This is a genomic window from Paraburkholderia sp. EG286A (assembly GCF_040965375.1).
In the GTDB taxonomy this organism is placed as follows: Bacteria; Pseudomonadota; Gammaproteobacteria; order Burkholderiales; family Burkholderiaceae; genus Paraburkholderia.
The window spans coordinates 169,580-191,384 of the sequence record NZ_JBFRCB010000007.1; the positions used below are offsets into that span (position 1 = coordinate 169,580).

Genomic DNA, 21,805 nt, shown 5'->3' on the forward strand with positions numbered 1-21,805 from the left:
CCCGGAAAAAGTATTTTGCGCCGGTGTAACAAATCGGCAGCGTGGCCCAAAACGTCCACTAGTTGGCAGGCGGCGGCACCACGCGCGCATTTCGCCCGCTGCCCCGCCTAACTAGACTGTGTTCACGACTGCGGCTGGGCAAACAACCCGGGCGGACCGGAAGGCGTTATCGCCATCACTCCACGTGTTGCGCCCCACATTGAACCGCACACCGACCAAAGGCAGACTGATCATGTTGAAAGAACGTCAGAGCTCTTTCCTCTTCGGGGGCAACGCCCCTTACGTCGAAGAGCAATATGAAACTTACCTGGCTGACCCGGATGCGGTCACCAGTGAATGGCGGGCGTGGTTCGATGCACTGCGCGAAACGCCCGCTATCGACGGCAGCGATCGCGACGACGAGGCGCACGCCCCCGTCATTTCCAGCTTCGTCGAGCTTGCGAAGCGGCCGCCGCTGGCGATCGTTCGTGCCGACACCCCCCTCGCGAATGACGCCGGTCTCGGCCTCGCACGCAAGCAGGTCGCGGTACAGTCGCTGATCGCCGCGTTCCGCATGATCGGCACGCGCACGGCCGATCTCGATCCGCTGATGTGGACGCCGCCGCGCGCCTACGCCGAGTTGACCCCGGCTTACTACGGCCTGACGGCCGCGGACATGGCGACGACCTTCAGCACCGCCGACACGTTCCTGTTCGACGACGACGCCACGCTGAAGGAACTCGTCGCGGCGCTGGAGCAAACCTACACAGGCACGCTCGGCGCCGAGTTCATGCATCTGACCGACGCCGGGCAGCGGCGCTGGTGGCAGATGCAGCTCGAATCCACGCGGGCGAGGCCGTCGCTGCAGGCTGCGCAAAAGCGTCGACTGCTGGAACGCCTGAGCGCGGCAGAAGGCCTCGAGAAATACCTGCACGCACGCTACGTCGGACAGACGCGCTTCTCGCTCGAGGGCGCGGAATCGCTGATTCCAATGCTCGACGAAGTCGTCCGCTACGGGGCTTCGAAAAAACTGCGCGCGGTGGTGATGGGCATGGCGCACCGCGGACGCCTGAATGTTCTGGTGAATATCGTCGGCAAGCCGTTGCGTGCGCTGTTCGACGAGTTCGATGGCAAGGATCCCGAACGACTTACCGCAGGTGACGTGAAGTATCACAAGGGCTTTACGAATTCGGTCGACACCCCTGAGGGGCCGGTCGAGGTGGTGCTCGCGTTCAACCCGTCGCATCTGGAAATCGTCAACCCGGTCGTGCAAGGCATGGCGCGCGCCAAAGGCGAGCTCTTCGGCAGCGCCGACGGCGTCGAGGTTCTGCCGGTCGAGATTCACGGCGACGCGGCGATGTCCGGCCAGGGTGTCGTGATGGAAACCTTGAGCCTCTCCTACACGCGCGGCCACGGCACGGGCGGCACCCTGCATATCGTCGTCAACAATCAGATCGGCTTCACGACCTCCGATCCGCGCGACACGCGTTCGTCGTTCTACACCACGGACGTCGCGAAGATGATCGAGGCGCCCGTCCTGCATGTGAATGGCGACGACCCCGAAGCCGTCGCGATGGCGGTGCGCCTTGCCCTCGACTATCGCACCGCGTTCAAGCGCAGCGTGGTCATCGATCTCGTGTGCTTCCGCAAATACGGCCACCAGGAACAGGACACGCCGGGCATCACGCAGCCGCTGATGTATCGCGCGATCGCCAGTCATCCCGGCGTGAGAACCCGCTATGCGCAGAAGCTGATTCAACAAGGCGTGTTGACAGCCGAAGAGGCCGAGGGCTATGTCAGCGAGCGGCGTGAACGGCTCAAGCGTGCGAACGAAACCGACGGCTCCGACTCGGCCTCTTCACGCGAGGAAGCGGCGAGCGCGGCTTCTCACCCCACCCCGTCGACGGAAGCGCTGCGCAGTCTGGCGCAGCAGATTTCGACCGTTCCCGAAGGCCTGGCGCTGCATCCACTCGTCAAGAAGATGATGACCGGGCGCCAGGAAATGGCCTCGGGAAAACGGCCGCTCGACTGGGGCATGGGCGAGCATCTGGCCTTCGCTTCGCTGCTCGCCGATGGGATCAGCGTTCGACTGAGCGGGCAGGATAGCGCGCGCGGGACGTTCAATCATCGTCACGCCGCGCTGCATGATCAAACGCGCATGAACCGGCCGGATGGCGTCTACGTTCCGCTCGATCATCTCGGTGATGCGAGTGACCACGCGCCAGGCCGCTTCAGCGTGACGAACTCCATCCTCTCCGAGGCGGCGGTGCTCGCGTTCGAATACGGCTACACGACGGTGAACCGCGATGCGCTGGTGATCTGGGAAGCGCAATTCGGTGATTTCGCAAACGGCGCGCAGGTGGTGATCGACCAGTTCATCGCGGCGGCGGCCGCCAAATGGGGGCAACGCAGCGGCCTGACGCTCTTCCTTCCTCATGGGCAGGAAGGCGCGGGACCCGAGCATGCATCGGCAAGGCTCGAACGCTATCTGCAGCTGAGCGCGCAGGACAACATGCGCGTCGTCCAGCCGACCACGCCCGCGCAGCTGTTCCATGTGCTGCGCAGGCAGGCGCTCGCCGCCGATCGTCGCCCGCTTGTCGTCATGACGCCCAAGTCGCTGTTGCGGCACCCCGAAGCGGTCAGCACGTTCGACGAATTGAGCGAGGGCGCATTCCGCGAAATTCTGCCGGATACGCAGGTCGAGGCGTCGCGGGCATCCAGCGTCGAGCGCGTCGTCGTGGCCACGGGCAAGGTGTACTTCGAGTTAGTCGAGCATCGCCGCGCGGACGCGACCGACACGCCGATCATCCGCGTCGAACAGCTGTATCCGTTTCCCGCACAACAGTTGGCCGCCGAACTCGCGCGCTATCCCAACCTGAAGACCGTCGTCTGGTGTCAGGAAGAGTCACGCAACCAGGGCGCATGGAGCTTCGCCGAGCCGCAGTTGCGCGAGCTCCTGGCAACGGGCGCGAAGCTCGTCTACGCCGGTCCCGACGCCGGTGCATCGACCGCGCCGGGCTACCATTCGGCGCACGTCGCGCGGCAAGCCGCGCTGGTCGAGCAGGCGTTCACGGGGTAACGGCGCATGCGTGTCGCGATGATGCTTTACGCGGGTTTTCAACTGCTCGAGGTGAGCGGCCCGATGGATGTGTTTCATGCAGCGAATCGCCTGTCTGGCGGCGCATTGTATGAACCGCACCTCGTCGGGACCTATCCCGGGCCCGTGCTGTCTTCCAACGGCACGGCGGTGGGCACCACAGAATGCCTGTTCGAAACGCGCACGCCGTTCGACGTCGTCGTGGTACCCGGGTCTCCCGTGGTCAGTTCTGAGCGCGAGCATCGCGAACTCGTCACATGGCTCGGCGACGCCGGGCCCGGCACGCAAAGGCTGGCCTGCATTTCCAACGGCGCGTTCCTGCTGGCGCGCGCCGGCGTTGCCGACCGCCGCTGGCTGACCACGCATTGGCGCGATGCTCACCGCCTCGCGGTCGAACATCCACGCGTGCATGTCATGACCAATCCCGGCTGCCTGAAGGATGGCAACCTCTATTCATCGGGCGGCGCAAGCGCCGGCATTCATCTGGCGCTGTCGATCGTGCGGGAAGACCTTGGGGAAAGCGCGGCAGGAACCATCGCCAGAACGTTGTTGATGCAGCCGCATTGAAGCACGCGAGAGCACAGGGAACGCCAACGCCATGATAGACGCGAACCGGATTCACAAGGCCCTCGCCAATCCACTGCGGCGCGACATCCTCGCGTGGCTGAAGGTCCCCGCCGACGCCTTTCCAGAGGGCCACGTCGATCTGGGCCGCGGCGTTCCCGCACACGCCATCCAGGCGCGCAGCGGGCTCTCGCAGTCCACCGTATCGGCGCATCTTGCCGTACTGGTCGAAGCGGGACTGCTCGTTTCGACGCGAATCGGACAGTGGATGTTTCTTTCACGTAACGAAGAAGTGATACGGACCTTCGCCGAACAGATTCGCCTGCATTTATAGGAGAATCTGACGTGGCGCGAGTTTGCGTCGTAGTGGCGTGCGAGGCAGAACTATCCGTGGAAAACGCGTAATGGACAAGCTGGACATGATGCGGATTTTCGTCCGCATAGCGGAAGAAGGAAGCTTTACGGGCGCGGCCTCGCGCCTGGACATTCAAACCGCCAATGCGTCGCGGGCGGTCTCGCAGCTCGAGTCGCAATTGCGCACGCGCCTGCTGCATCGGAGTACGCGGCGGCTTTCGCTAACCGAGGCGGGCCAGCGCTATCTGGAGCGCTGCGAGCGGATCCTCGCGTATGTCGACGAGGCAGAGGCAGAGGCGGCCAACGCACAGGTCGACCCTTCGGGGCGCCTACGCATTCATGCGTCGCCGAGCTTCGGCCAGGCCTATGTGGTGCCGGCGCTCGTGCGCTATCGCGAGCGGTATCCCGCGGTATCGATCGAATTGACGTTGTCGCAGCACACGCCCGATATCATCGAGGCCGGCTACGACGTGATGCTGCAACTGAGTACGACAGAGCTGCCGGACTCGCGGCTCGTGTCGCACCGGCTGGGTGATGTCCACAACGTGCTGTGTGCAGCACCCGCCTATCTGACTACGCACGGCGTGCCGCGCACGGTGCAGGACCTCGAGGCTCATACGTGCCTGCAGTTCGTCACGACGTTTTTTCCGCGCGATCGCTGGCATCTGCATGGCCCCAACGGCCGGGAAACCGTGGCGTTCCCGAACGCGCCCGTCGAAATCAATCTTCCCGATGCGCTCAGCGTCGCCCTGCGCGAAGGCGTGGGCATCGGCGCGCTGCCCATGTCCACGGCGCTGGCCATGCTCGATAGCGGCGCGCTGGTGCGGGTATTGCCCGAGTATCGTCTGCAGAGGCTCACTGCCTATGCGGTGCACGCCTCGCGCAAGTTCCTCGACGCCAAGATCAAGACGTTCATGGATTACCTGCGCGAGGCGGTGCCCAAAGCGCTTGCCGCGGATGCGCAAGCGCTTTGCCGGGCCGCCAGACTTCCTTAGCCCGCGTTGCCCTTATGATCGCGCGCCGCCACACGCTGCGGCGAGGGTTGTGACGCAGTGGCAGCCGCAGCGATTTCGTTTTGCTTGATGATCTTTTCGATCTCGCCGTCGGCTTGCGCGTCGTACTGCGCGAAGACGTCGGTGCGATAGCGCGTGTTTTGCGCCGCGCCGAGCCGTGAGCCCGATTCGTCGTGAATATCGGCATCCACCGTCATCGAAAGGCCGATGCGCAACGGACGCGCCGCGAGTTCGCGTGGATCGAGCGCGATACGCACCGGCAGGCGCTGCACGATCTTGATCCAGTTGCCCGTGGCGTTCTGCGCCGGCAGCGTCGCGAAGGCGCTGCCCGTGCCCGCCGAGAAGCCTTCGATACGACCGTGATACTTCACGCTCGAGCCGTAGACATCGGCAGTGAGCGTCACCGGCTGGCCAATGCGCATGTGCTTGAGCTGCACTTCCTTGAAGTTCGCATCCACCCACACGCCGTCGAGCGGCACGATCGCCAACAGCGGCGTGCCGGGCGACACGCGCTCGCCCACCTGCACCTGGCGCTGCGCCACATAACCCGTCACAGGCGCGGGCAAGGTATCGCGCGCATAGGCGAGCCAGGCCGCACGCACTTTCGAGGCGGCCGCCTGCACGTCCGGATGCTGTTCGACCGACGTGCGATCGGTCAGCGCGTGATTCGCCGCCCCTTGCTGGCGTGCGGCGTCGAGCGCGGCCTGGGCGGCCTGTACGGCGTCGCGCGCGTGGGCGATGTCTTCGGCCGAAACGGCGCCCGAGTCCGCCACCGCCGTGCGCCGGCGCAGATCGTCGTTGGCGCGGGCCAGGTCCGATTCGCGCTGCGCTACGTTCGCCGCATAGAAGTCGTTGTTGACATAGAGGCCGCTCACGCGACGCACGGTCTGGCCGAGCGACGCTTCGGCATCGGCCAGCGCGATTCTTGCGTCGGCCGGATCGAGCGTCACGACCGGGTCGCCCTGCTTCACGATCTGCGTGTCGTCGGTGTTGACGGCCACCACCGTGCCCGTGACCTGCGGCGTGAGCTGCACGAGATTGCCGCTCACATAGGCGTCGTCGGTCGATTCGTGAAAGCGGCCTTCCGTGAAGTAGTACGCGCCATACGCCGCGCCCGCAATCAACGTCACGGCGCCGAGCAGCGCGATCAGGCGCTTGCGGCGGCCCGGGGGCGTGGCCTGCTGGTCGTGGTTGGCCGGGGCCGCTTGCGCGCCGCCTTTCTTCTCGTCGAGTTGATCCACCGGCTTGCGGTCGGTCGTGATCGTTTCGCTCATTTCAGTTCTCCTGACGGGTATGCAAACATGCCGTTCAACGTGCGGCGGCAATGACGGAATTGGCTTGAGGGGCGGGTTGCGCGGCAACGTCGGCGTGGTGGCCGGTATCGGCCGAAGTGTCGACGTAGCCGCCACCCAGATCCGAAGCCAGAGCGATCTGCTCGTCGCGGCGATCCATCTTCAGGTTGGCGATGGCTTCGTCGGCGTTCAGTGCCGTGACGTCGGCGTTGAGCACCGTGAGCTGATTGGTCAGGCCACCCTTGTATTGCGTGATCGCTAGCTGGTCGGCGTCGCGTGCCGCCTGCTGTGCGGTTTGGGCATCGACGAGCTGTGCGTCGCTCGAATGGATCTGCGCGAGCTGCGTGGCCACGCCGCTGAGCGCGCCAATGAGCGTCTGGTCGTAGGCGGCCACGGCGTAGTCGAACTCGGCGTAGCGGCCCTTCAACTGCGCACGCAGTTCGCCGCCGTCGAAGATCGGCAGATGGACCGCGGGGCCGACCGACGCCGTGCGGCTCGCGGCGGTCAGGAAGCGGCCGAAGCCGAACGCGTCGAGACCGAGCGCGGCGCTCAGGTTGATGTCCGGATAGAACTCGGCCTTCGCCTCCTTGACCTCGTGCGTGATCGCGTCCACGCGCCAGCGGGCCGCGACGATATCCGGGCGCCGGCTCACGAGGTCGGCGGGCAGGTTGTCCGGCAAACGCACCTCGTCGCCTACGCCGAGCGTCGGCCGCGTGATCGCGAGTCCGCGGTCGGGGCCCTTGCCCAGCAGCGCGGCCAACTGGTAGCGCGTCGTGAGAATGCTGCCGTCGAGCGCGCTCACCCGCGAGCGGCTCGTCGCCAGGTTCGCCTGCGCGGTCTTGCGTTCCACCTGCGTGTCGAGGCCCGTGGCAATGCGGCCCGCCGTGATGCGGTCGATCTGCTCGCGGCGCGTGACTTCTTCCTGCGCGATGTCGCGCAACGCGTAGAGCCACGCCAGCTGGTTGTAGGTGCGTGCGATCGAGGTATCCAGCGTGAGCTTGACCACTTCCTCGTCGGCCTCGCTCGCGGCCGTCTCCGAAACGGCTGCGCGCAGCGCCTCGCGGTTCTTGCCCCACAGATCGAGATCGTAGGATGCGGTGAGCAGCCCCTTGTTTTCGGTCTGCCACGAGCCGGCATACGGCGGCGGAATCAGCGCCGTGCTGCTGAACTGCTGGCGCGTGAGCGTGTAGCTGGCGTCCACGCGCGGCAGCGTGCCCGCCTTCGCGGTTTCGCTATAGGCCTGCGCCTGGGCCACGCGCGCCTTGGCCTGCTCGACGCTCGGGCTGCCCTGCAGCGCTTCGGCAATCAGCGCCTTCAGCTGCGCGTCGCCGAACTGGTCGACCCAATCGGCCGACGGCCAGTGCCCCTGTTCCTGCGGCAGGCTCTGCGCCGTCTCGAACTGTTGCGGCTGGGCCATCTGCTTGTCGCTATGGATGCCCGCGTAGTTGGCGCAAGCCGCCAGCGTGGCCATTGCGATCGCCGATACGCCCAGCTTCAGCGTACGGGCACCGATGCTTGCTCTAGAAGTCTGAGATTTCATTTTCTGACATATCAGATTAATGGTCGAAAAAAAGCGCGGCACCACGGCCGCACCGTTTAGTCGTCTGCGAACTTGCGAAGCAGGCGGTTCAGTTCGGCGAACTCCGCCTTGGTGAATTTGCGCAGGCGTGCGTTCAACACTTGCGGCGCGACTTCCGGAATCTGCTCCGCCGTTTTGAGTCCCTTTGCCGTGAGGTGCAGATTGACCACACGACGGTCGTCTGCGTCGCGGGAACGCTCCAGCAGACCCTTCGTTTCCAGCTTGTCCAGCATCCGCGTCATGAGGCCCGTATCGATGCCGAGCAACTTCGACAGTTCGAACGGCGTGGTCGCCACATCCTGCATCAGGGAAACCAGAATGCCCATTTGCTGGCCCGTGATCCCGAGGTCCTTGAGCGCCGCGTCCATTTCCGCGACGATCACATTGCGCGCCTTGACGATCCTGAAACCGACACTTTCCGTAAGCATGAAATTTTTCGTCGTATAGTGGTCCATCGCGACATCCTCCGTGTTGAACAGCACAATATCTGCATTATCAGATACTGTCAATATAAACACGCTAGTGCATTGCCGTCTGAACCGGGTTCAACTGCAGAATTCAGTGTCCGCCAGCGCCTGCCGCGCCCGCGCCACTGCCCTTGACCGGCCGCGTCACCCAGATCAGCGGGATGATGACGATGAAGATCACCGCCGAGATCCAGAAGATGTCGTTCAACCCGAGCATGGTGGCTTGCGCGTTGAGCGAGGTTGCGTAAAAGGCCGTGGCCTTGGGAATGCCGCCACCCAGCGCCGCCTGCAGGTGCGCAATGGCGCCGGTGAAAGCCGGATTCTCCACGCTCGTCTGCTCGGCGAGCCGGGCGTGATGGAGGATCGTGCGGTCGTTCCACGCGTTGCTCATGAGCGACGTGCCCACTGCGCCGGCGAAAATGCGCGCGAAGTTGGACAGGCCCGCGGCCGCCGGAATCTCGTCGGGCCGCAGACCCGAGAGGATGATGCCGGTGAGCGGCGTGAAGAACAGCGCAGTGGGAATCCCTTGCAGCAGCGTCGGCAGAATCAGCGTCCACGCATCCACGCCGGTCGTGTAGTTCGAGCGCATGAAGAACACGGCGGCGAAACCCACGAACGCCAGCGTGGCGAGCACCCGCAGGTCGGAGCGCGGCATGACCTTGCCCATGACGGGGGCCAGGATCACGGCGAAAATCCCCAGCGGCGCGGTGACGAGCCCCGCATCCACCGCGCGGTAGCCCAGAAAGCCCTGGATCCACTGCGGCAGGATCACGAGGTTTGCAAAGAAGATCGCGTAGGCAACGGAAATCGCAATCGTGCCGCCGAGGAAGTTGCGTTTGGCGAACAGCCGCAGGTTGACGATCGGTTTTTCCTCAGTCAATTCCCAGATCAGGAAGAACACGAAGCTGACCGCGGCGACGATCGTGAGCGCCCAGATGACCGGCGAGCTGAACCAGTCGAGGTCCTTGCCCTTGTCGAGCATGATCTGCAGCGGCGCGACCCACGCGATGAGCGAAATCAGCCCGACCTTGTCGATGGGCAGCTTGCGTGCCGGCGTCTCGCGGTCGCGGTAGATCGCCCAGATCACGCCGGCGGCGAAGAGGCCGACCGGCACGTTGATATAGAAGATCCACGACCAGCTGTAACTGTCCGTGATCCAGCCGCCGAGCGCCGGGCCCGCGATCGGTCCGACGGTCGCGGTCATCGCCCACAGCGCCAGCGCGTTCGAACTCTTTTCCTTCGGGAAGGAAGCGAGCAGCAAGGCTTGCGACAACGGCACCAGCGGCCCCGCGACGGCGCCCTGAACGATACGGGCGACGAGCAGTGTCAACAGGTTCGGGGCCATACCGCACGCTGCCGACGAGAGCACGAACAGCAGGATCGCCCAGACGAACAGCTTGACCTGGCCCACGCGCTGCGTCAGCCACCCGGTCAACGGGATGGACACCGCGTTGGCCGCGGCAAACAGCGTAATGACCCACGTGCCTTCGTCGATCGACACGCCGAGGTTGCCGGAGAGCGTGGGAATCGCGACGTTTGCAATCGACGAATCCAGCACGTTCATAAAGGTGGCGAGCGCCACGGCGAAGGTGCCGAGCGCGAACTTCGCACCGGTCAGCTGGGCCGGCCCGCCTGGGTTAATCGATGGATTCATGTTAGGTTCTCTCGTCTGGATGCGAATGTCCCGTCAAGCACGGGCCGTTATCTGACATGTCTGATAATTGGGCAAAAAAAAGCCGCCCTAGCCGTGGAGCAATCTGGAAAGCAGCGTGCTCAAGGCGTCGAAGTCGGACTTCGAGAAGTGCGAGAGCCGCTCGCTCCAGGCGCCAGGGGCAACGTCTGCGTTGCGGGCCGCGACCGAGCGGCCCTCCCGCGTCAGCGAGACGTCCACGAGGCGCCGGTCCGTGCCGTTGCGCGCGCGCTCCACGAGCCCGCTGGTTTCGAGCTTGTCCAGCACGCGGGTCATCCGGGCCGGGTGGACGCCCAGCAGCTTCGCCAGCGCCGCCGGCGTTTTCGCGCTCCCGCCGGCCAGCGTCAGCAGAATGCCGCGCTCCTGGAGGTTCAGTCCGGCGTCCTTGAGCCCTGCCCTGAGTTCGGTGGTCATCAGGTGGTGCGCCTGACCGAGCACGAACACCAGCTTCTGCGTGCGCTCGAAATCTTCATTGACGGGATCGCTCATCGATTGCCCTCCTCGATATCTGATGCGGACTATATCTGACATTGCAGATGTGTGCAAGGAAGTTTTCGCGGCCGCATGGGACGGGCCGGCGCCTCGATGCAGCGCCCAACCGCCTTCTGCGCGCGACGCGATACACCGTGTAAAAAGTGATGTGACCGGCAAGCGATAATCGACGCCGATCTTCACAGCTATATTGTTTCGGTAGGATTTCGATCCGTGAAGTGCGCAACGCCGGATCGACGCACTCTTTATTCAGGAGAATCGAAGCATGACTGACAAACCGCTTACGCTGGGCATCGATCATGTCGGACTGACCGTGCGCGACCTGAATCTCACGCGTGACTTCTTCGTGAATTGCCTGGGCTGGAAACAGGTTGGCGAAAGACCGAGTTATCCGGCGGCGTTCGTTTCGGACGGTCACGTCATGTTGACCCTCTGGCAGGTGACCGACCCAAGCAACCTGGTCGAGTTCGACCGCAAGACCCATGTGGGCCTGCATCATCTTGCCTTGCGCGTAGGCAGCGAAGCGGCGCTCAACGATATCTTCTCGCGCGTGTCCGCGTGGCCGGGCGTGAAAATCGAGTTTGCGCCGGAGAACCTCGGCCCGGGTCCGAAGCGCCACACCATGGTGTACGAGCCGGGCGGGATCAGGCTCGAATTCGACCACGATCCGCGCACGCAGGCCTCCTGAGGCTCGCAGTGATCCGCGTGTGAGCACTCACGCGGTCAGACCGGACCACTTTAGTCAGTTATCCAAAGCGAAACAGGCGTCATCCACATGAAGTTCATTCGCTGCGCGCCGTCACGCCCAACCTGCAGTCATTTGTTCCTGCGACTCACAACTGTTTGTCCGCGTCCTGTATTCAAACCGGGGGCATGGATGCGTAAATTGGTCGTCATCGGAGCAGCAAGCCCGATCAAAAACAGAGTCCAACTTACTTCGAGGTTCATATGAGTCAAGCCCCCAAAGTCATCGTGATCACCGGCGCATCGCAAGGCATCGGCGCCGAAGCGGCCAAGGCATTCCGCGCACTCGGCCACAAGGTGGTCGCGACCTCGCGCAACATCAAACAGACTGACGATAGCGATCTCGTCGCAGTGGCCGGCGATATCGCCGATCCGGCCACGGCGCGCCGCGTCATCGAAACGGCCGTCTCGCGCTTTGGCCGTGTCGATACGTTGATCAACAACGCGGGCATTTTCATCGCGAAGCCGTTCACGCAATACACCGCGGAAGACTACGCAGCGATCAAGGGCACCAACCTCGACGGTTTCTTCCATATCACGCAGCTCGCCATTGCCGAGATGGAAAAGCACGAGAGCGGCCACGTCCTCACGATCACGACGACGCTCGTCGATCACGCGATCGACGGCGTGCCGTCGGTGCTGGCCTCGCTGAGCAAGGGCGGTCTCGCCGCCGCCACACGCTCGCTGGCGATCGAGTACGCGAAGCGCGGCATTCGCGCCAACGCGGTATCGCCCGGCATCATCAAGTCGCCGATGCACGCGCCCGAAACCCACGCCGCACTCGGCGCGCTGCACCCGATGGGCCATATGGGCGAGATGAGCGACATCGTGAATGCCATCCTCTATCTCGACTCGGCACCGTTCGTGACGGGCGAAATCCTCCACGTCGACGGCGGCCAGGTCGCCGGCCACTAAAGGCGTACTAAAGGCGCACTGCGGGCGCACTGCGCTCCACGGGGCCCCACCGGGCCGACGAGGGAGCGCCGCTCGCCGGCGCTCCCCGCAGCGATCACCATCGAGGAAAGCGAAATGCCGATCGTCACAATTCAGGTTACACGCGAGGGCACGCGGCCCGGCACGGACTCCGTCACGGCGGAAGAAAAGGCCCAGCTCATCAAGGGCGTGAGCCAGCTCCTGCTCGACGTGCTGAACAAACCGCTGGAGGCGACCTTCGTCGTCATCGAAGAAGTGCCAACGGAAAACTGGGGATGGGGTGGCCTGCCTACCGACGTCTATCGAAGACAGAAGGGACTCATCAAGTAAGCGCGCGCGCGCCCGCTCGAGAGCGGGCCGAGCGCAATTCGTTGTGAAAACGTACGCATTCAAGGAGAGCGTCATGAAGATTCTTATGGTTTTGACTTCGCACGACGAGCTGGGCAATACGGGACGCAAGACCGGGTTCTGGCTCGAGGAACTCGCCGCGCCGTACTACGTGTTCAAGGACGCCGGCGTGCAGATCGTGCTCGCGTCGCCCAAGGGCGGCAAACCTCCGCTCGACCCCAAGAGCAACGAGCCGGACTTTCAGACCGACCTGACGCGTCGCTTCGAAGCCGACCCGGCTGCGTTGGCGGATCTGGCCAACACGGCAAAGCTCAAGGATGTCGCCCACGACGCATTCGACGCCGTCTTCTACCCCGGCGGCCACGGTCCGATGTGGGATCTCGCAGAAGACCCGGACTCTATCGGCCTGATCGAGCGCACGATCGCAGCCGGCAAGCCCGTCGATCTCGTCTGCCACGCGCCCGGCGTGCTGCGCCACGTGAAGGGTCCCGATGGCAAGCCGCTCGTCAACGGCAAGTCGGTCACGGGCTTTACGAACAGCGAAGAAGAAGCGGTTGGCCTGACCAAGGTGGTGCCGTTCCTCGTCGAAGACGAACTCAAGGCGAAGGGCGGCAACTATTCGAAGGGCCCCGACTGGCAGCCGTATGTGCTCGAAGACGGGCTACTGCTCACCGGGCAGAACCCCGCGTCGTCGGGGCCGGCCGCCAAGGCGCTGCTGGAGAAGCTGGGCAAGCGTCACTGAGTCTCGGCCCTCGAGAGCAGGATAATGGCGGCTGCCCGGCTCGGGGGCCGCCCCAACCCCCACAACAACCGCCAAAATCCAGGTAACAGGCCTCTTATATTTTCATGGCCACTCGCGCACGCTAAACGCGATCCTCAGCGTTCGCACTCCGTAATCGCGCTGTAAACGAGCGTGCGCAACTGCCGGCGAATCGGATACGCAGTCGAAGGCAGAAGCTGGGTGAGAAACAGCACGATCATGTCCTCGCGAGGATCGGCCCAGAAGAAGGTACTGGCCGCGCCGCCCCAGAAGAAGTCGCCCGCGCTGCCCGGAATCAGCGTGGATGCGGGCGCAATCGTCGTGGCGAAGCCGAGCCCGAAGCCCACGCCTTCGTAAGCCGCTTCGGTGAACATCGAGCGCGAGAGGCGAGGCAGGTCGACACCGCCAGGCAGATGGTTGGCGGTCATCAGCGCGATGGTCTTCGGCCCCAGCAGCCGCACGCCGTCCAGCTCACCGCCCCGCAGCAGCATGCGCGCGAACCGCATGTAATCCGCCGCCGTGGAAACGAGGCCGCCACCGCCCGAAACGAACGAGGGCGGCTCGCGATACGGGCTCGTGTGAGGATCGTCCTGCAGCTCCGGACCTTTTTCGGCAACGACCTTCGAGCCGAGCGCGCCGATGGCATAGCAGGCGCAAAAGCGCGACACCTTCTCCTGCGGCACGTAAAACGCCGTGTCGACCATGCCGAGCGGGTCGAAGATCCGCGTTTTCAGAAAGTCCTCGAAGGCCATGCCGCTGATCTTGCCGACGAGATAGCCGAGCACGTCCGTGGAAACCGAATAGTTCCAGGCCTCGCCCGGCGAAAATTCCAGCGGCAGCGTGGCCAGCTTCTCGATCATGTCGTCGAGCGTGCCCGCGGTCGCAAGCTCGCCCACCTTCAGCTTGCGGTAGGCCGCATCGACATTGGTGTTCTGCTGAAACCCGTAGGTCAGCCCCGAGGTGTGCCGCAACAGGTCGACCACGCGCATCGGGCGCGCGCTCGCGCGCGTCTGGAAGCTCTCCATGAAACCGCCCGCGTACACGCCAAGTTTTTCCCACGACGGGATGTACTTGCTGACGGGGTCGTCGAGCGCGATCTTGCACTCCTCGACCAGCATCATGATCGCCACCGACGTAATGGGTTTGGTCATCGAGTAGATGCGGAAGATCGAGTCCTCGGCCATCGGCGTGCGCCGTTCGCGGTCGGCGAGACCCAGCACCGAGCTCAGCGCGAGTTCGCCGCGCCGCCACACCTGCGTGACGGTGCCCGCGAGCGTGCCGGTCGCGACGTAGTTCTCTTCGAGAAAGCGTTCGATACGCGCGAGCCGCTCACACGACATGCCCTGCTTTTCCAGACCTTCCCTACCCATGACGCCTCCTTTGATGGATTGACCGAGCGTATGCGATACCGATGAATTGCACGCGATGTGCGTCACAGTATCGGTCATTCGGCGCGAAGTCGCATTGCCACACGCGTCGCCGTCCTGCGCGTTGAAATTTCGTTTTTTTAGCGCCTCGACACGCAGTATGTGTGGGGTACACTACCGGGCGACAAAATACAGAATTACAGCGGGGGGCTGCCATGGGCGAGACGGAAACACATTCCTGGCCCGGGAAAGCGTTGTTTCGCGCATTTCCGAAGGACCCAGAGAAGGAGCAGGCCGTACTGCGCATCACGCTCGGTTCCGTCGTGCTTCTCGCCTACCTCGTTGCCTGCTCGATCTATCGCTCGACCCACGTCTACGCCACGCTTCTGGCGGTCACTGCTTATGTGGCGTTCGGCGTCATATCGTATGGTGCAGTCACCGTCGCGCCAGCGCGCTCGCTCGTGCGCCTCACGCTCGCCACGATCGCCGATCAGGCCATCGTCACCGGCGCGCTGGCCGTGGGCGGAACGGCCGCGCTGCCGCTCCTGTGGGTGGCCTTCTGGTTTCTGGTCGGCGCGGGCTGCCGCTATGGCCAGCGCATGCTGGGCCTTTCCTGTGTCGTGGCGCTCGTCGGCATCATGGGCCTGATGCATTGGCAACCGTGGTGGGGCGCCAATATCACGGCCGCGCTTGGCATTGCGCTCAGCATCGTTGCGACGTCCATCTATCTGGCGGTGCTCGTTCACCGGCTGGAACGCCAGGCATCGACCGATCCGCTCACCGGGCTCTACAACCGTGTGCGTCTCGAGCAGGCCATCGGGCGCACGCTCTTTACGCGCACCGCCGAGGTCGATCGCACGGCGATGCTGCTCGTCGATCTCGACGGCTTCAAGGAAGTGAACGACTCCTTCGGGCACGCGGTGGGCGACGAACTGCTGCGCAGCTTCGCCGCGGCACTGGTGCGGCGCATGCGGCGCGGCGATACGCTCGCACGCCTGGGCGGCGACGAGTTCGTGGTGCTGGCGCGGCACGTCTACGACAAGAACGACGCGCTCACCGTCGCCAACAGCATCCACGCGATTCTCGCCAACATGCGCACCGTGGGCGGCTATCCGGTGACCGTGTCGTGCAGCATCGGCGTGTGCCTGCTCACGGAAGGCAGCGGCAGCCGCTCGCTCGATGCACGAACCCTGATGCGCGCCGTGGACAGCGCCATGTACCGGGCCAAGTCGCGCGGCATGGGCAAGACCGAGTTCGTCGATACGGTCGGCGTCGTGCCCGGCATGGTCTGACCCCGCTCGCTCCCGTCTCGTTCGGGAAATGGTGGGCTGGCGCCACGGTCGTGCCCGGATTGTTCTCCTGGCGGAAACAGTGAATTCGGCTATTAGGTATTTACCCTAGTCCCTGACCCTCCTACACTGACTTCACCGCTGCTTACAACCCTGTAGGCAGTTCAAGAAGAAAGTAAATCTGGAGGTTAGTCATGAAATCGCTCGTCCAAGCCGTTGTTATCGCTGCCGCCCTCGCTGCTCCCGTTGCCGTGTTCGCCCAGTCGAACCAGCCCGTGACCCGCGCACAAGTCCGTGCAGACATGGTCCAGGTCGAAAAGGCCGGCTTCAATCCGGCACGTTCGAACCCCAATGAATATCCGGCGAACGTTCAGGCTGCTGAAGCTCGCGTCGCTGCGCAAAACAGCGCAGTGGGCGGCGTGAACAACGGTTCGTCGCAAGCCGGTCAGGCTGCGCAGTAAGCCGCCAGGCTGAATAGCCGCGCTTTGTAGTCGTTGCCTTCTGGCCCGCCATCGCAGTGTGTTGCGATGGCGGGCCAGTTGTATTTCTGCCGTCCGCAATGCTTCGCGTAGCGCCTTGTTAAGCCTGAATGCGCAACACGACCTCTCCGTCACCCGCCGGCAACTGCACCTGCACGCCCAACTCCCCGGCTTGCGACTTCAGCCCACCGGCATCGCGCAGCTCGGGCCATTGCCGCAGCGTCAGCGGTAGCGCTCCCTTCACGCCGTCGTAGCGCACATTCAGCGTATCGCCGCGCCGGGTCACGCTCACCTGTGTCACGCGCGCGCCGCGCTGGTCGCGCAGCGTCACGGCCGCGCTCGCGCCATCGGCCAGTTCGAACAGATGCAGTTCGCTGCGCGATGCGTAGTCGTAGTCGGGACGCTGGTCCTCGGCGCCGATCGCGAGCAGCGTATTCGGCCGCACGTAGACCGGCAGGCTCAGGAACCCGTGCCGCTCGCGCACCCACCTGCCGCCCTCGACCTGCCGGCCCGTGATCAGATGTGTCCAGCGCCCCGCCGGCAGCCAGAAGTCCACGTCGCCCGCGGCGTTGAAGACCGGCGCCACCAACAGCGATTCGCCGAGCAGATACTGGCGGTCCAGATGCTCGCAGGCCGGGTCGCCGGGAAACTCCAGCAGCATGGCGCGCAGCATCGGCGTCCCGTGATCGACCGCCTGCTGCGCGGCGTCGAACAGGTAGGGCATGAGGCGCGACTTCCATTCGGTGAAATGGCGCACCACGTCGACGGCTTCGTCGTCGAACAGCCATGGAACGCGATACGACTTGCTGCCGTGCAGGCGGCTGTGGCTCGACAGCAGCCCGAACGCGCACCAGCGCTTGTAGACGTCGGCGGGCGCGGTGTGCTCGAATCCGCCGATGTCGTGGCTCCAGAAGCCGAAGCCGCTCAGGCCCAGCGAGAGGCCGCCGCGCAACGTCTCGGCCATCGATTCGTAGGTCGCGCTGCAGTCGCCGCCCCAATGCACGGGCAACTGCTGGCTGCCCACGGTGCCGGAACGCGCGAACACCACCGCTTCGCCCTCGCCGCGCACGTCGCGCAGCACGTCGAACACCACCTTGTTGTAGAGGTAGCTGTAGTAGTTGTGCATCTTCTGCGGATCGGAGCCGTCGTGGTAGACCACGTCGGTCGGAATGCGCTCGCCGAAATCCGTCTTGAAGCAGTCCACGCCCATTTCCAGCAAACGCCGCAAATGGCCCGCATACCACTGGGCCGCGGCGGGATTCGTGAAGTCGACGATGCCCTGGCCGGGCTGCCAGCGGTCCCACTGCCACACATCGCCGTTGGGCTTGCGCAGGAGATAGCCTTTCGCCATGCCTTCGGCGAACAGTGGCGAGGGTTGCGCGATATACGGATTGATCCACACGCAGATCTTCAGCCCGCGCGCCTTGAGCCGCGCGAGCATGCCCTGCGGATCGGGAAAGGTCTCGCGGTTCCACTCGAAGTCGCACCAGTGGAAGGCCTTCATCCAGAAGCAGTCGAAGTGAAACACGTGCAGCGGGATGCCGCGCTCAGCCATGCCGTCGATGAAGTGATTCACCGTCGCTTCGTCGTAGTTCGTGGTGAACGACGTGGTGAGCCACAGGCCGAATGACCACGCGGGCGGCAGCGCCGGGCGCCCGGTCAGCTGCGTGAAGCGCTCCAGCACGGCTTTGGGCGTGGGGCCGTCGATCACGTAGTATTCGAGCCGCTCGCCTGCCACGCTGAACTGCACCTTCGCCACCTTCTCGCTGGCCACCTCGAACGACACGTTTTCCGGATGATTCACGAGCACGCCGTAGCCGCGGTTGGTCAGATAGAACGGCACGTTTTTGTACGCCTGCTCGGTGCCCGTGCCGCCGTCGCGGTTCCAGCTTTCGACCACCTGCCCGTTCTTCACGAATGCCGTAAAGCGCTCGCCGAGCCCATAGACGTTCTCGCCAACGCCCAGATCGAGCCGCTCGAACATGAACGCTGCACCCTGCTGATTGGTGTCGTGGACCTGGCCGCTCGCGCGAAAGCCGCTGCCCGTGATGCGCTCGCCGTCGCGCAGGAAATCCACCGACCAGTCGCCCGTCTTGACGATGCGCACGGTCAGCGAGCCGCTGGTGAGGCTCGCCTCCGTCTCGGTGTTGTGCGTGACCACTTCCGTGTTCGTGCGCTGGAGCGTGAAATGCGGGCCGCGATCGAGCGTGCCGGCGAAATGCTCGACGCGCACGCCGATCACGCCGCTTTGCGGTGAAAAGAAGCGCCACGTGAAGAGGCCCGTGTCGAGCTGCCGTTCGCGGTTCGACACGTCGCGGGGCGCCACATGCACCAGCAGTTCGTCGCCGACGATCTCCACGCTGTGCGGCGACGCCGAGTACGAGACGTTCAGGCCGTCCCGGATCAACCAGTTGCCATCGCTGATTTTCATTTAGATCTACTCATAGCTTATTGAACAGCCAATCCGTAAGCACCTGCGGTGTGTCTAAAGCGCCCGCTCGGTCTTCCTGTCGAACACGTGGATGTGCTCGCCTGCGATGTCGAGTCCGATCGCCTCGCCGCTGCGCATGGCGCACACGCCCGCTTGCGCGATCATCACGGGCGCCGCTACGCCATCGAGTTTCACCGCGATGAAGTTCATGGAGCCCGTGGTCTCCACGGTGTCGATCACACCGCGCAACCCACGCGCTTCGCGGTGCAACTGCAGATGCTCGGGACGCAGGCCGATCCAGACCTCGGCGCCCGCCGGCAGCGTACGGCCCAGGTCGAGCGTCTGCGCGGCCCCGCCCTGCATGCCGCCGAACTGCGCGCTGCGCCCGTCCGGTCCAATTACGGCCTCGATGAAGTTCATCGACGGCGAGCCGATGAAGCCCGCGACAAAGCGATTGGCAGGCCGGTGATAGAGCGTGAGCGGCGCGCCCTGCTGCTCGACTTCGCCGGCGCGCATCACGACCACGTGATCGGCCATCGTCATCGCCTCGATCTGGTCGTGCGTGACGTACACCGAAGTCGCGGACAGCCGCTGATGCAGTTTGCGGATTTCCGTGCGCATATGCACGCGCAGGGCGGCATCGAGATTCGAGAGCGGTTCGTCGAACAGAAATACATTCGGATTGCGTACGATGGCGCGACCCATCGCCACGCGCTGGCGCTGGCCGCCCGACAACTGGCGCGGCATGCGCGCGAGCAGATGATCGAGGCCCAGTGTGCGCGCCACGCCGTCGATACTCTCGCGAATGACCTTCGGCGCAGCGCGACGCAGCCGCAGCGAATACGACATGTTCTTTTCGATGTTCATGTGCGGGTAGAGCGCGTAGCTCTGGAACACCATCGCCACGTCGCGCTTGCGCGGCGGCACGTCGTTGACGACCTGGCCGTCGATGCGCAGCGTGCCGCCCGTGATCGGTTCGAGCCCGGCAATGGTGCGCAGCAAGGTGGACTTGCCGCATCCCGACGGCCCGACCAGCGCGACGAAACACCCTTCGGGCACGCTGATATCGATGTCCTTCAACACCTGCACGGCTCCGTAGCTCTTGCTCAGGCGCTCGATCTGTATGCGATCCACAGCGATTCTCCGTATGCGTTACTTGAGCGCGCCGGCCGTCAGCCCGGCGACGATCTTGCGTTGCAGCAGCATGAACGCCACTAGGATGGGCGTAACGAAAATGGCCGAATAGGTCATGATGCCGATCCAGTCGACCTTGGTCGCGCCGACGAATGCCGAGAGGCCCACCGTGGCGGTCTGATACTGGTCGTCGAGAATCAGCGAGCGGGCGTAGACGTACTCGCCGAACGATTGCAGGAACACTAGGATCGCCGAGACGAGAATGCCGTTCACCGCGAGCGGCAGGATCACGCCGAAGAACGCGCGCGCCGGCGTTGCGCCGTCCACGAGCGCCGCGTCGCGCAGCTCGCGCGGCACCTGCACGAAACTCGGGCGGCACAGCACGATATAGAACGGCAGCGTCTTGGTGATCTGCGCGAGCACCACGGCGAGGCGCGGCGTGTCGAGCAACCCAAGCATCTTGAACGCCGTGAAGATCGGCGTGACCATGAGGCTCGACGGCAGCGCCTGCAGCACCAGCACCGCGAAGATCGCGACACTGGTCCAGCGGTTCTGCACGAACGCGAGTGCATAAGCAGCGCCGGTGCCAACGAACACGGTCACCGCCACCGTGCCGCATGCGGTCACGAACGAGTTCCACAGGAAGTTGCCCATGCCGCTGCTGCTGAACACCTCCCACAGGTGCGATTGCAGATGCTGCGGCCAGAACGTGGGCGGATACTGGAACATCTCGCTCGCGCTCTTGAATGCGGTGATGTACATCCAGTACAGCGGGAACAGATAGACCGCCGTGACGTACAGCGCGATGACGAACAGTACGTAGCGCTTCATCCTGGTTGAGCGCCTCATCTCAGACCATCCTTTCGTTGCGCGTGGACCGCACGTAGATCACCGCGACGATCAGCACGAGCACCAGCATGACCGTGGCCACCGCCGAGCCCGCCGACACCTCGAAAGTCTGCAAGGAAAGCTGCCACGACCAGTACTGCACAACCAGCGAAGAGTTGGCCGGACCGCCTTGCGTGAGCGCCGCGATCAGGTCGAACTGCTGCATCGTCAGAATCGCGCCCAGCGCGATCACGGCGCCGAGCGTGGCCTTCATCATCGGCAGCGTGATGCCGATGAAACGCTGCAGCGCATTCGCGCCATCGAGTTCGGCCGCTTCGTAGAGATCGGCCGGAATGGCCGCGAGCCCGACCGAAAGCAGCAGCATGTTGAACGGCACGCCAAGCCAGACGTTCGCGGCGATCACTGCATAGAGCGACCAGTGCGGATCGGAGAGCCAGAAGATCTTCTCCTGCAGGATGTGCGTTTGCATCAGCACATGATTGAGCACGCCATAATCGCCTGCGAAAATCAGCTTCCAGATCACGCCGACCACGAGCCCCGGCATGATCCAGCCCGCGAGAAACAGGCCGCGCATGAGGCTCGCGAACGGAAAGTCCTGCGCGAACAGCAGCGCCAGCAGAAAACCGATCACCACCTGGAAAACGAGCGAGAGCCCGACGAACAGCACCGTGTTCACGATCACCTGGTGCATCTCGGGGCGACTGAACACATCGCGATAGTTCGCGAGCCCGACGAACGGCCGCAACAGCGTGGCGGGCGCCATCAGATCGACCTGCTGAAACGACAGGACGATGTTGTAGATCAGCGGCAGCCCCGCAAACACCAGCAGATACAGCAGCGCGAACACCGCCAGCGAGATCTCGAAGGCATGGGCGCGCGGCAAGCGGCGCAGAAGCCCCGCAGCCGGGTCGCGCGGAGCGCGGCGCGAAAGTGTGTTCATGGCG

The 21,805-nt window shown here is 64.2% G+C and carries 20 protein-coding genes; 10 read left to right on the forward strand and 10 right to left on the reverse strand.

The annotated features are described in order from the left end of the window. Nucleotides 1-232 precede the first annotated feature (232 nt). The 4 genes from AB4Y35_RS30680 to AB4Y35_RS30695 all read left to right on the forward strand — a co-directional run bounded on the left by AB4Y35_RS30680 (nucleotide 233) and on the right by AB4Y35_RS30695 (nucleotide 4,989). Entirely contained in the window at nucleotides 233-3,058 is a 2,826-nt protein-coding gene (locus AB4Y35_RS30680; protein WP_368707353.1) for a 2-oxoglutarate dehydrogenase E1 component, read from the forward strand. A gap of 6 nt (nucleotides 3,059-3,064) precedes the next feature. Then, nucleotides 3,065-3,643 (forward strand): DJ-1/PfpI family protein, encoded by a 579-nt coding sequence (locus tag AB4Y35_RS30685; RefSeq protein ID WP_368707354.1) that lies wholly within the window; start codon nucleotides 3,065-3,067, stop codon nucleotides 3,641-3,643. A gap of 31 nt (nucleotides 3,644-3,674) precedes the next feature. Next, nucleotides 3,675-3,974: an ArsR/SmtB family transcription factor gene (locus AB4Y35_RS30690; RefSeq protein WP_368707355.1), complete on the forward strand. Its 300-nt coding sequence runs from the start codon at nucleotides 3,675-3,677 to the stop codon at nucleotides 3,972-3,974. 70 nt (nucleotides 3,975-4,044) lie between these two features. Beyond that, nucleotides 4,045-4,989: a LysR family transcriptional regulator gene (locus AB4Y35_RS30695; protein ID WP_368707356.1), complete on the forward strand. Its 945-nt coding sequence runs from the start codon at nucleotides 4,045-4,047 to the stop codon at nucleotides 4,987-4,989. On the opposite strand, the gene AB4Y35_RS30700 is transcribed toward AB4Y35_RS30695, so the two are convergent. The 5 genes from AB4Y35_RS30700 to AB4Y35_RS30720 all read right to left on the reverse strand — a co-directional run bounded on the left by AB4Y35_RS30700 (nucleotide 4,986) and on the right by AB4Y35_RS30720 (nucleotide 10,524). Beyond that, nucleotides 4,986-6,281 (reverse strand): HlyD family efflux transporter periplasmic adaptor subunit, encoded by a 1,296-nt coding sequence (locus AB4Y35_RS30700; RefSeq protein WP_368707357.1) that lies wholly within the window; start codon nucleotides 6,279-6,281, stop codon nucleotides 4,986-4,988. The genes AB4Y35_RS30695 and AB4Y35_RS30700 overlap by 4 nt on opposite strands. Before the next feature lie 34 nt (nucleotides 6,282-6,315). Further along, complete coding sequence (locus AB4Y35_RS30705; protein ID WP_368707358.1) at nucleotides 6,316-7,839, reverse strand: efflux transporter outer membrane subunit; 1,524 nt, start codon at nucleotides 7,837-7,839, stop codon at nucleotides 6,316-6,318. 56 nt (nucleotides 7,840-7,895) lie between these two features. Beyond that, nucleotides 7,896-8,333, reverse strand: coding sequence for a MarR family winged helix-turn-helix transcriptional regulator (locus AB4Y35_RS30710; protein WP_368693785.1), 438 nt, complete (start codon nucleotides 8,331-8,333; stop codon nucleotides 7,896-7,898). A 103-nt stretch (nucleotides 8,334-8,436) separates the two neighbouring features. Then, nucleotides 8,437-9,999 (reverse strand): DHA2 family efflux MFS transporter permease subunit, encoded by a 1,563-nt coding sequence (locus AB4Y35_RS30715; protein ID WP_368707359.1) that lies wholly within the window; start codon nucleotides 9,997-9,999, stop codon nucleotides 8,437-8,439. 87 nt (nucleotides 10,000-10,086) lie between these two features. Continuing rightward, nucleotides 10,087-10,524: a MarR family winged helix-turn-helix transcriptional regulator gene (locus tag AB4Y35_RS30720; RefSeq protein WP_368707360.1), complete on the reverse strand. Its 438-nt coding sequence runs from the start codon at nucleotides 10,522-10,524 to the stop codon at nucleotides 10,087-10,089. Nucleotides 10,525-10,792: 268 nt separating this feature from the next. Between AB4Y35_RS30720 and AB4Y35_RS30725 the strand changes: the two genes are divergently transcribed. From AB4Y35_RS30725 to AB4Y35_RS30740, 4 genes are all read left to right on the forward strand, one after another. Beyond that, the gene (locus tag AB4Y35_RS30725) at nucleotides 10,793-11,215 is read left to right on the forward strand and encodes a VOC family protein (protein ID WP_324162105.1); all 423 of its coding nucleotides are present in this window, start codon (nucleotides 10,793-10,795) and stop codon (nucleotides 11,213-11,215) included. A 260-nt stretch (nucleotides 11,216-11,475) separates the two neighbouring features. After that, nucleotides 11,476-12,186, forward strand: a complete 711-nt coding sequence (locus AB4Y35_RS30730; protein WP_368707361.1) for an SDR family NAD(P)-dependent oxidoreductase — start codon at nucleotides 11,476-11,478, stop codon at nucleotides 12,184-12,186. Between the two features lie 114 nt (nucleotides 12,187-12,300). Then, nucleotides 12,301-12,534 carry a 4-oxalocrotonate tautomerase family protein gene (locus tag AB4Y35_RS30735; RefSeq protein ID WP_018442101.1) on the forward strand — a complete coding sequence of 78 codons (234 nt, stop codon included), beginning with the start codon at nucleotides 12,301-12,303 and terminating at the stop codon, nucleotides 12,532-12,534. A 73-nt stretch (nucleotides 12,535-12,607) separates the two neighbouring features. Then, entirely contained in the window at nucleotides 12,608-13,294 is a 687-nt protein-coding gene (locus AB4Y35_RS30740) for a type 1 glutamine amidotransferase domain-containing protein (protein ID WP_368707362.1), read from the forward strand. 134 nt (nucleotides 13,295-13,428) lie between these two features. Here the strand turns inward: AB4Y35_RS30740 and AB4Y35_RS30745 are convergent, their stop codons facing one another. Beyond that, nucleotides 13,429-14,682 (reverse strand): serine hydrolase domain-containing protein, encoded by a 1,254-nt coding sequence (locus AB4Y35_RS30745; RefSeq protein ID WP_368707363.1) that lies wholly within the window; start codon nucleotides 14,680-14,682, stop codon nucleotides 13,429-13,431. 212 nt (nucleotides 14,683-14,894) lie between these two features. Between AB4Y35_RS30745 and AB4Y35_RS30750 the strand changes: the two genes are divergently transcribed. Both AB4Y35_RS30750 and AB4Y35_RS30755 read left to right on the forward strand, forming a co-directional pair. Then, nucleotides 14,895-15,971, forward strand: coding sequence for a diguanylate cyclase (locus AB4Y35_RS30750; protein ID WP_368707364.1), 1,077 nt, complete (start codon nucleotides 14,895-14,897; stop codon nucleotides 15,969-15,971). Nucleotides 15,972-16,162: 191 nt separating this feature from the next. After that, nucleotides 16,163-16,429 (forward strand): DUF4148 domain-containing protein, encoded by a 267-nt coding sequence (locus AB4Y35_RS30755; protein ID WP_069265932.1) that lies wholly within the window; start codon nucleotides 16,163-16,165, stop codon nucleotides 16,427-16,429. 118 nt (nucleotides 16,430-16,547) lie between these two features. Here AB4Y35_RS30755 and yicI read toward each other — a convergent pair whose 3' ends face one another. The 4 genes from yicI to AB4Y35_RS30775 are packed head-to-tail and all read right to left on the reverse strand — an operon-like array spanning nucleotide 16,548 to nucleotide 21,801. Continuing rightward, nucleotides 16,548-18,878, reverse strand: coding sequence for an alpha-xylosidase (yicI, locus tag AB4Y35_RS30760; RefSeq protein ID WP_368707365.1), 2,331 nt, complete (start codon nucleotides 18,876-18,878; stop codon nucleotides 16,548-16,550). 54 nt (nucleotides 18,879-18,932) lie between these two features. Next, on the reverse strand, nucleotides 18,933-20,012 hold the full coding sequence (locus AB4Y35_RS30765) for an ABC transporter ATP-binding protein (RefSeq protein WP_368707366.1): 1,080 nt from the start codon (nucleotides 20,010-20,012) through the stop codon (nucleotides 18,933-18,935). 18 nt (nucleotides 20,013-20,030) lie between these two features. After that, nucleotides 20,031-20,843 (reverse strand): carbohydrate ABC transporter permease, encoded by an 813-nt coding sequence (locus AB4Y35_RS30770; protein WP_368707367.1) that lies wholly within the window; start codon nucleotides 20,841-20,843, stop codon nucleotides 20,031-20,033. 19 nt (nucleotides 20,844-20,862) lie between these two features. Further along, entirely contained in the window at nucleotides 20,863-21,801 is a 939-nt protein-coding gene (locus AB4Y35_RS30775) for a carbohydrate ABC transporter permease (protein ID WP_368707368.1), read from the reverse strand. Between the last annotated feature and the right edge of the window lie 4 nt (nucleotides 21,802-21,805).

Excerpts from the sequence above, each read along its gene's own strand:
- AB4Y35_RS30680 (WP_368707353.1), top strand. The coding sequence starts at position 233 with ATGTTGAAAGAACGTCAGAGCTCTTTCCTCTTCGGGGGCAACGCCCCT.
- AB4Y35_RS30685 (WP_368707354.1), top strand. The coding sequence starts at position 3,065 with ATGCGTGTCGCGATGATGCTTTACGCGGGTTTTCAACTGCTCGAGGTG.
- AB4Y35_RS30690 (WP_368707355.1), top strand. The coding sequence starts at position 3,675 with ATGATAGACGCGAACCGGATTCACAAGGCCCTCGCCAATCCACTGCGG.
- AB4Y35_RS30695 (WP_368707356.1), top strand. The coding sequence starts at position 4,045 with ATGGACAAGCTGGACATGATGCGGATTTTCGTCCGCATAGCGGAAGAA.
- AB4Y35_RS30700 (WP_368707357.1), bottom strand. The coding sequence starts at position 6,281 with ATGAGCGAAACGATCACGACCGACCGCAAGCCGGTGGATCAACTCGAC.
- AB4Y35_RS30705 (WP_368707358.1), bottom strand. The coding sequence starts at position 7,839 with ATGAAATCTCAGACTTCTAGAGCAAGCATCGGTGCCCGTACGCTGAAG.
- AB4Y35_RS30710 (WP_368693785.1), bottom strand. The coding sequence starts at position 8,333 with ATGGACCACTATACGACGAAAAATTTCATGCTTACGGAAAGTGTCGGT.
- AB4Y35_RS30715 (WP_368707359.1), bottom strand. The coding sequence starts at position 9,999 with ATGAATCCATCGATTAACCCAGGCGGGCCGGCCCAGCTGACCGGTGCG.
- AB4Y35_RS30720 (WP_368707360.1), bottom strand. The coding sequence starts at position 10,524 with ATGAGCGATCCCGTCAATGAAGATTTCGAGCGCACGCAGAAGCTGGTG.
- AB4Y35_RS30725 (WP_324162105.1), top strand. The coding sequence starts at position 10,793 with ATGACTGACAAACCGCTTACGCTGGGCATCGATCATGTCGGACTGACC.
- AB4Y35_RS30730 (WP_368707361.1), top strand. The coding sequence starts at position 11,476 with ATGAGTCAAGCCCCCAAAGTCATCGTGATCACCGGCGCATCGCAAGGC.
- AB4Y35_RS30735 (WP_018442101.1), top strand. The coding sequence starts at position 12,301 with ATGCCGATCGTCACAATTCAGGTTACACGCGAGGGCACGCGGCCCGGC.
- AB4Y35_RS30740 (WP_368707362.1), top strand. The coding sequence starts at position 12,608 with ATGAAGATTCTTATGGTTTTGACTTCGCACGACGAGCTGGGCAATACG.
- AB4Y35_RS30745 (WP_368707363.1), bottom strand. The coding sequence starts at position 14,682 with ATGGGTAGGGAAGGTCTGGAAAAGCAGGGCATGTCGTGTGAGCGGCTC.
- AB4Y35_RS30750 (WP_368707364.1), top strand. The coding sequence starts at position 14,895 with ATGGGCGAGACGGAAACACATTCCTGGCCCGGGAAAGCGTTGTTTCGC.
- AB4Y35_RS30755 (WP_069265932.1), top strand. The coding sequence starts at position 16,163 with ATGAAATCGCTCGTCCAAGCCGTTGTTATCGCTGCCGCCCTCGCTGCT.
- yicI (WP_368707365.1), bottom strand. The coding sequence starts at position 18,878 with ATGAAAATCAGCGATGGCAACTGGTTGATCCGGGACGGCCTGAACGTC.
- AB4Y35_RS30770 (WP_368707367.1), bottom strand. The coding sequence starts at position 20,843 with ATGAAGCGCTACGTACTGTTCGTCATCGCGCTGTACGTCACGGCGGTC.
- AB4Y35_RS30775 (WP_368707368.1), bottom strand. The coding sequence starts at position 21,801 with ATGAACACACTTTCGCGCCGCGCTCCGCGCGACCCGGCTGCGGGGCTT.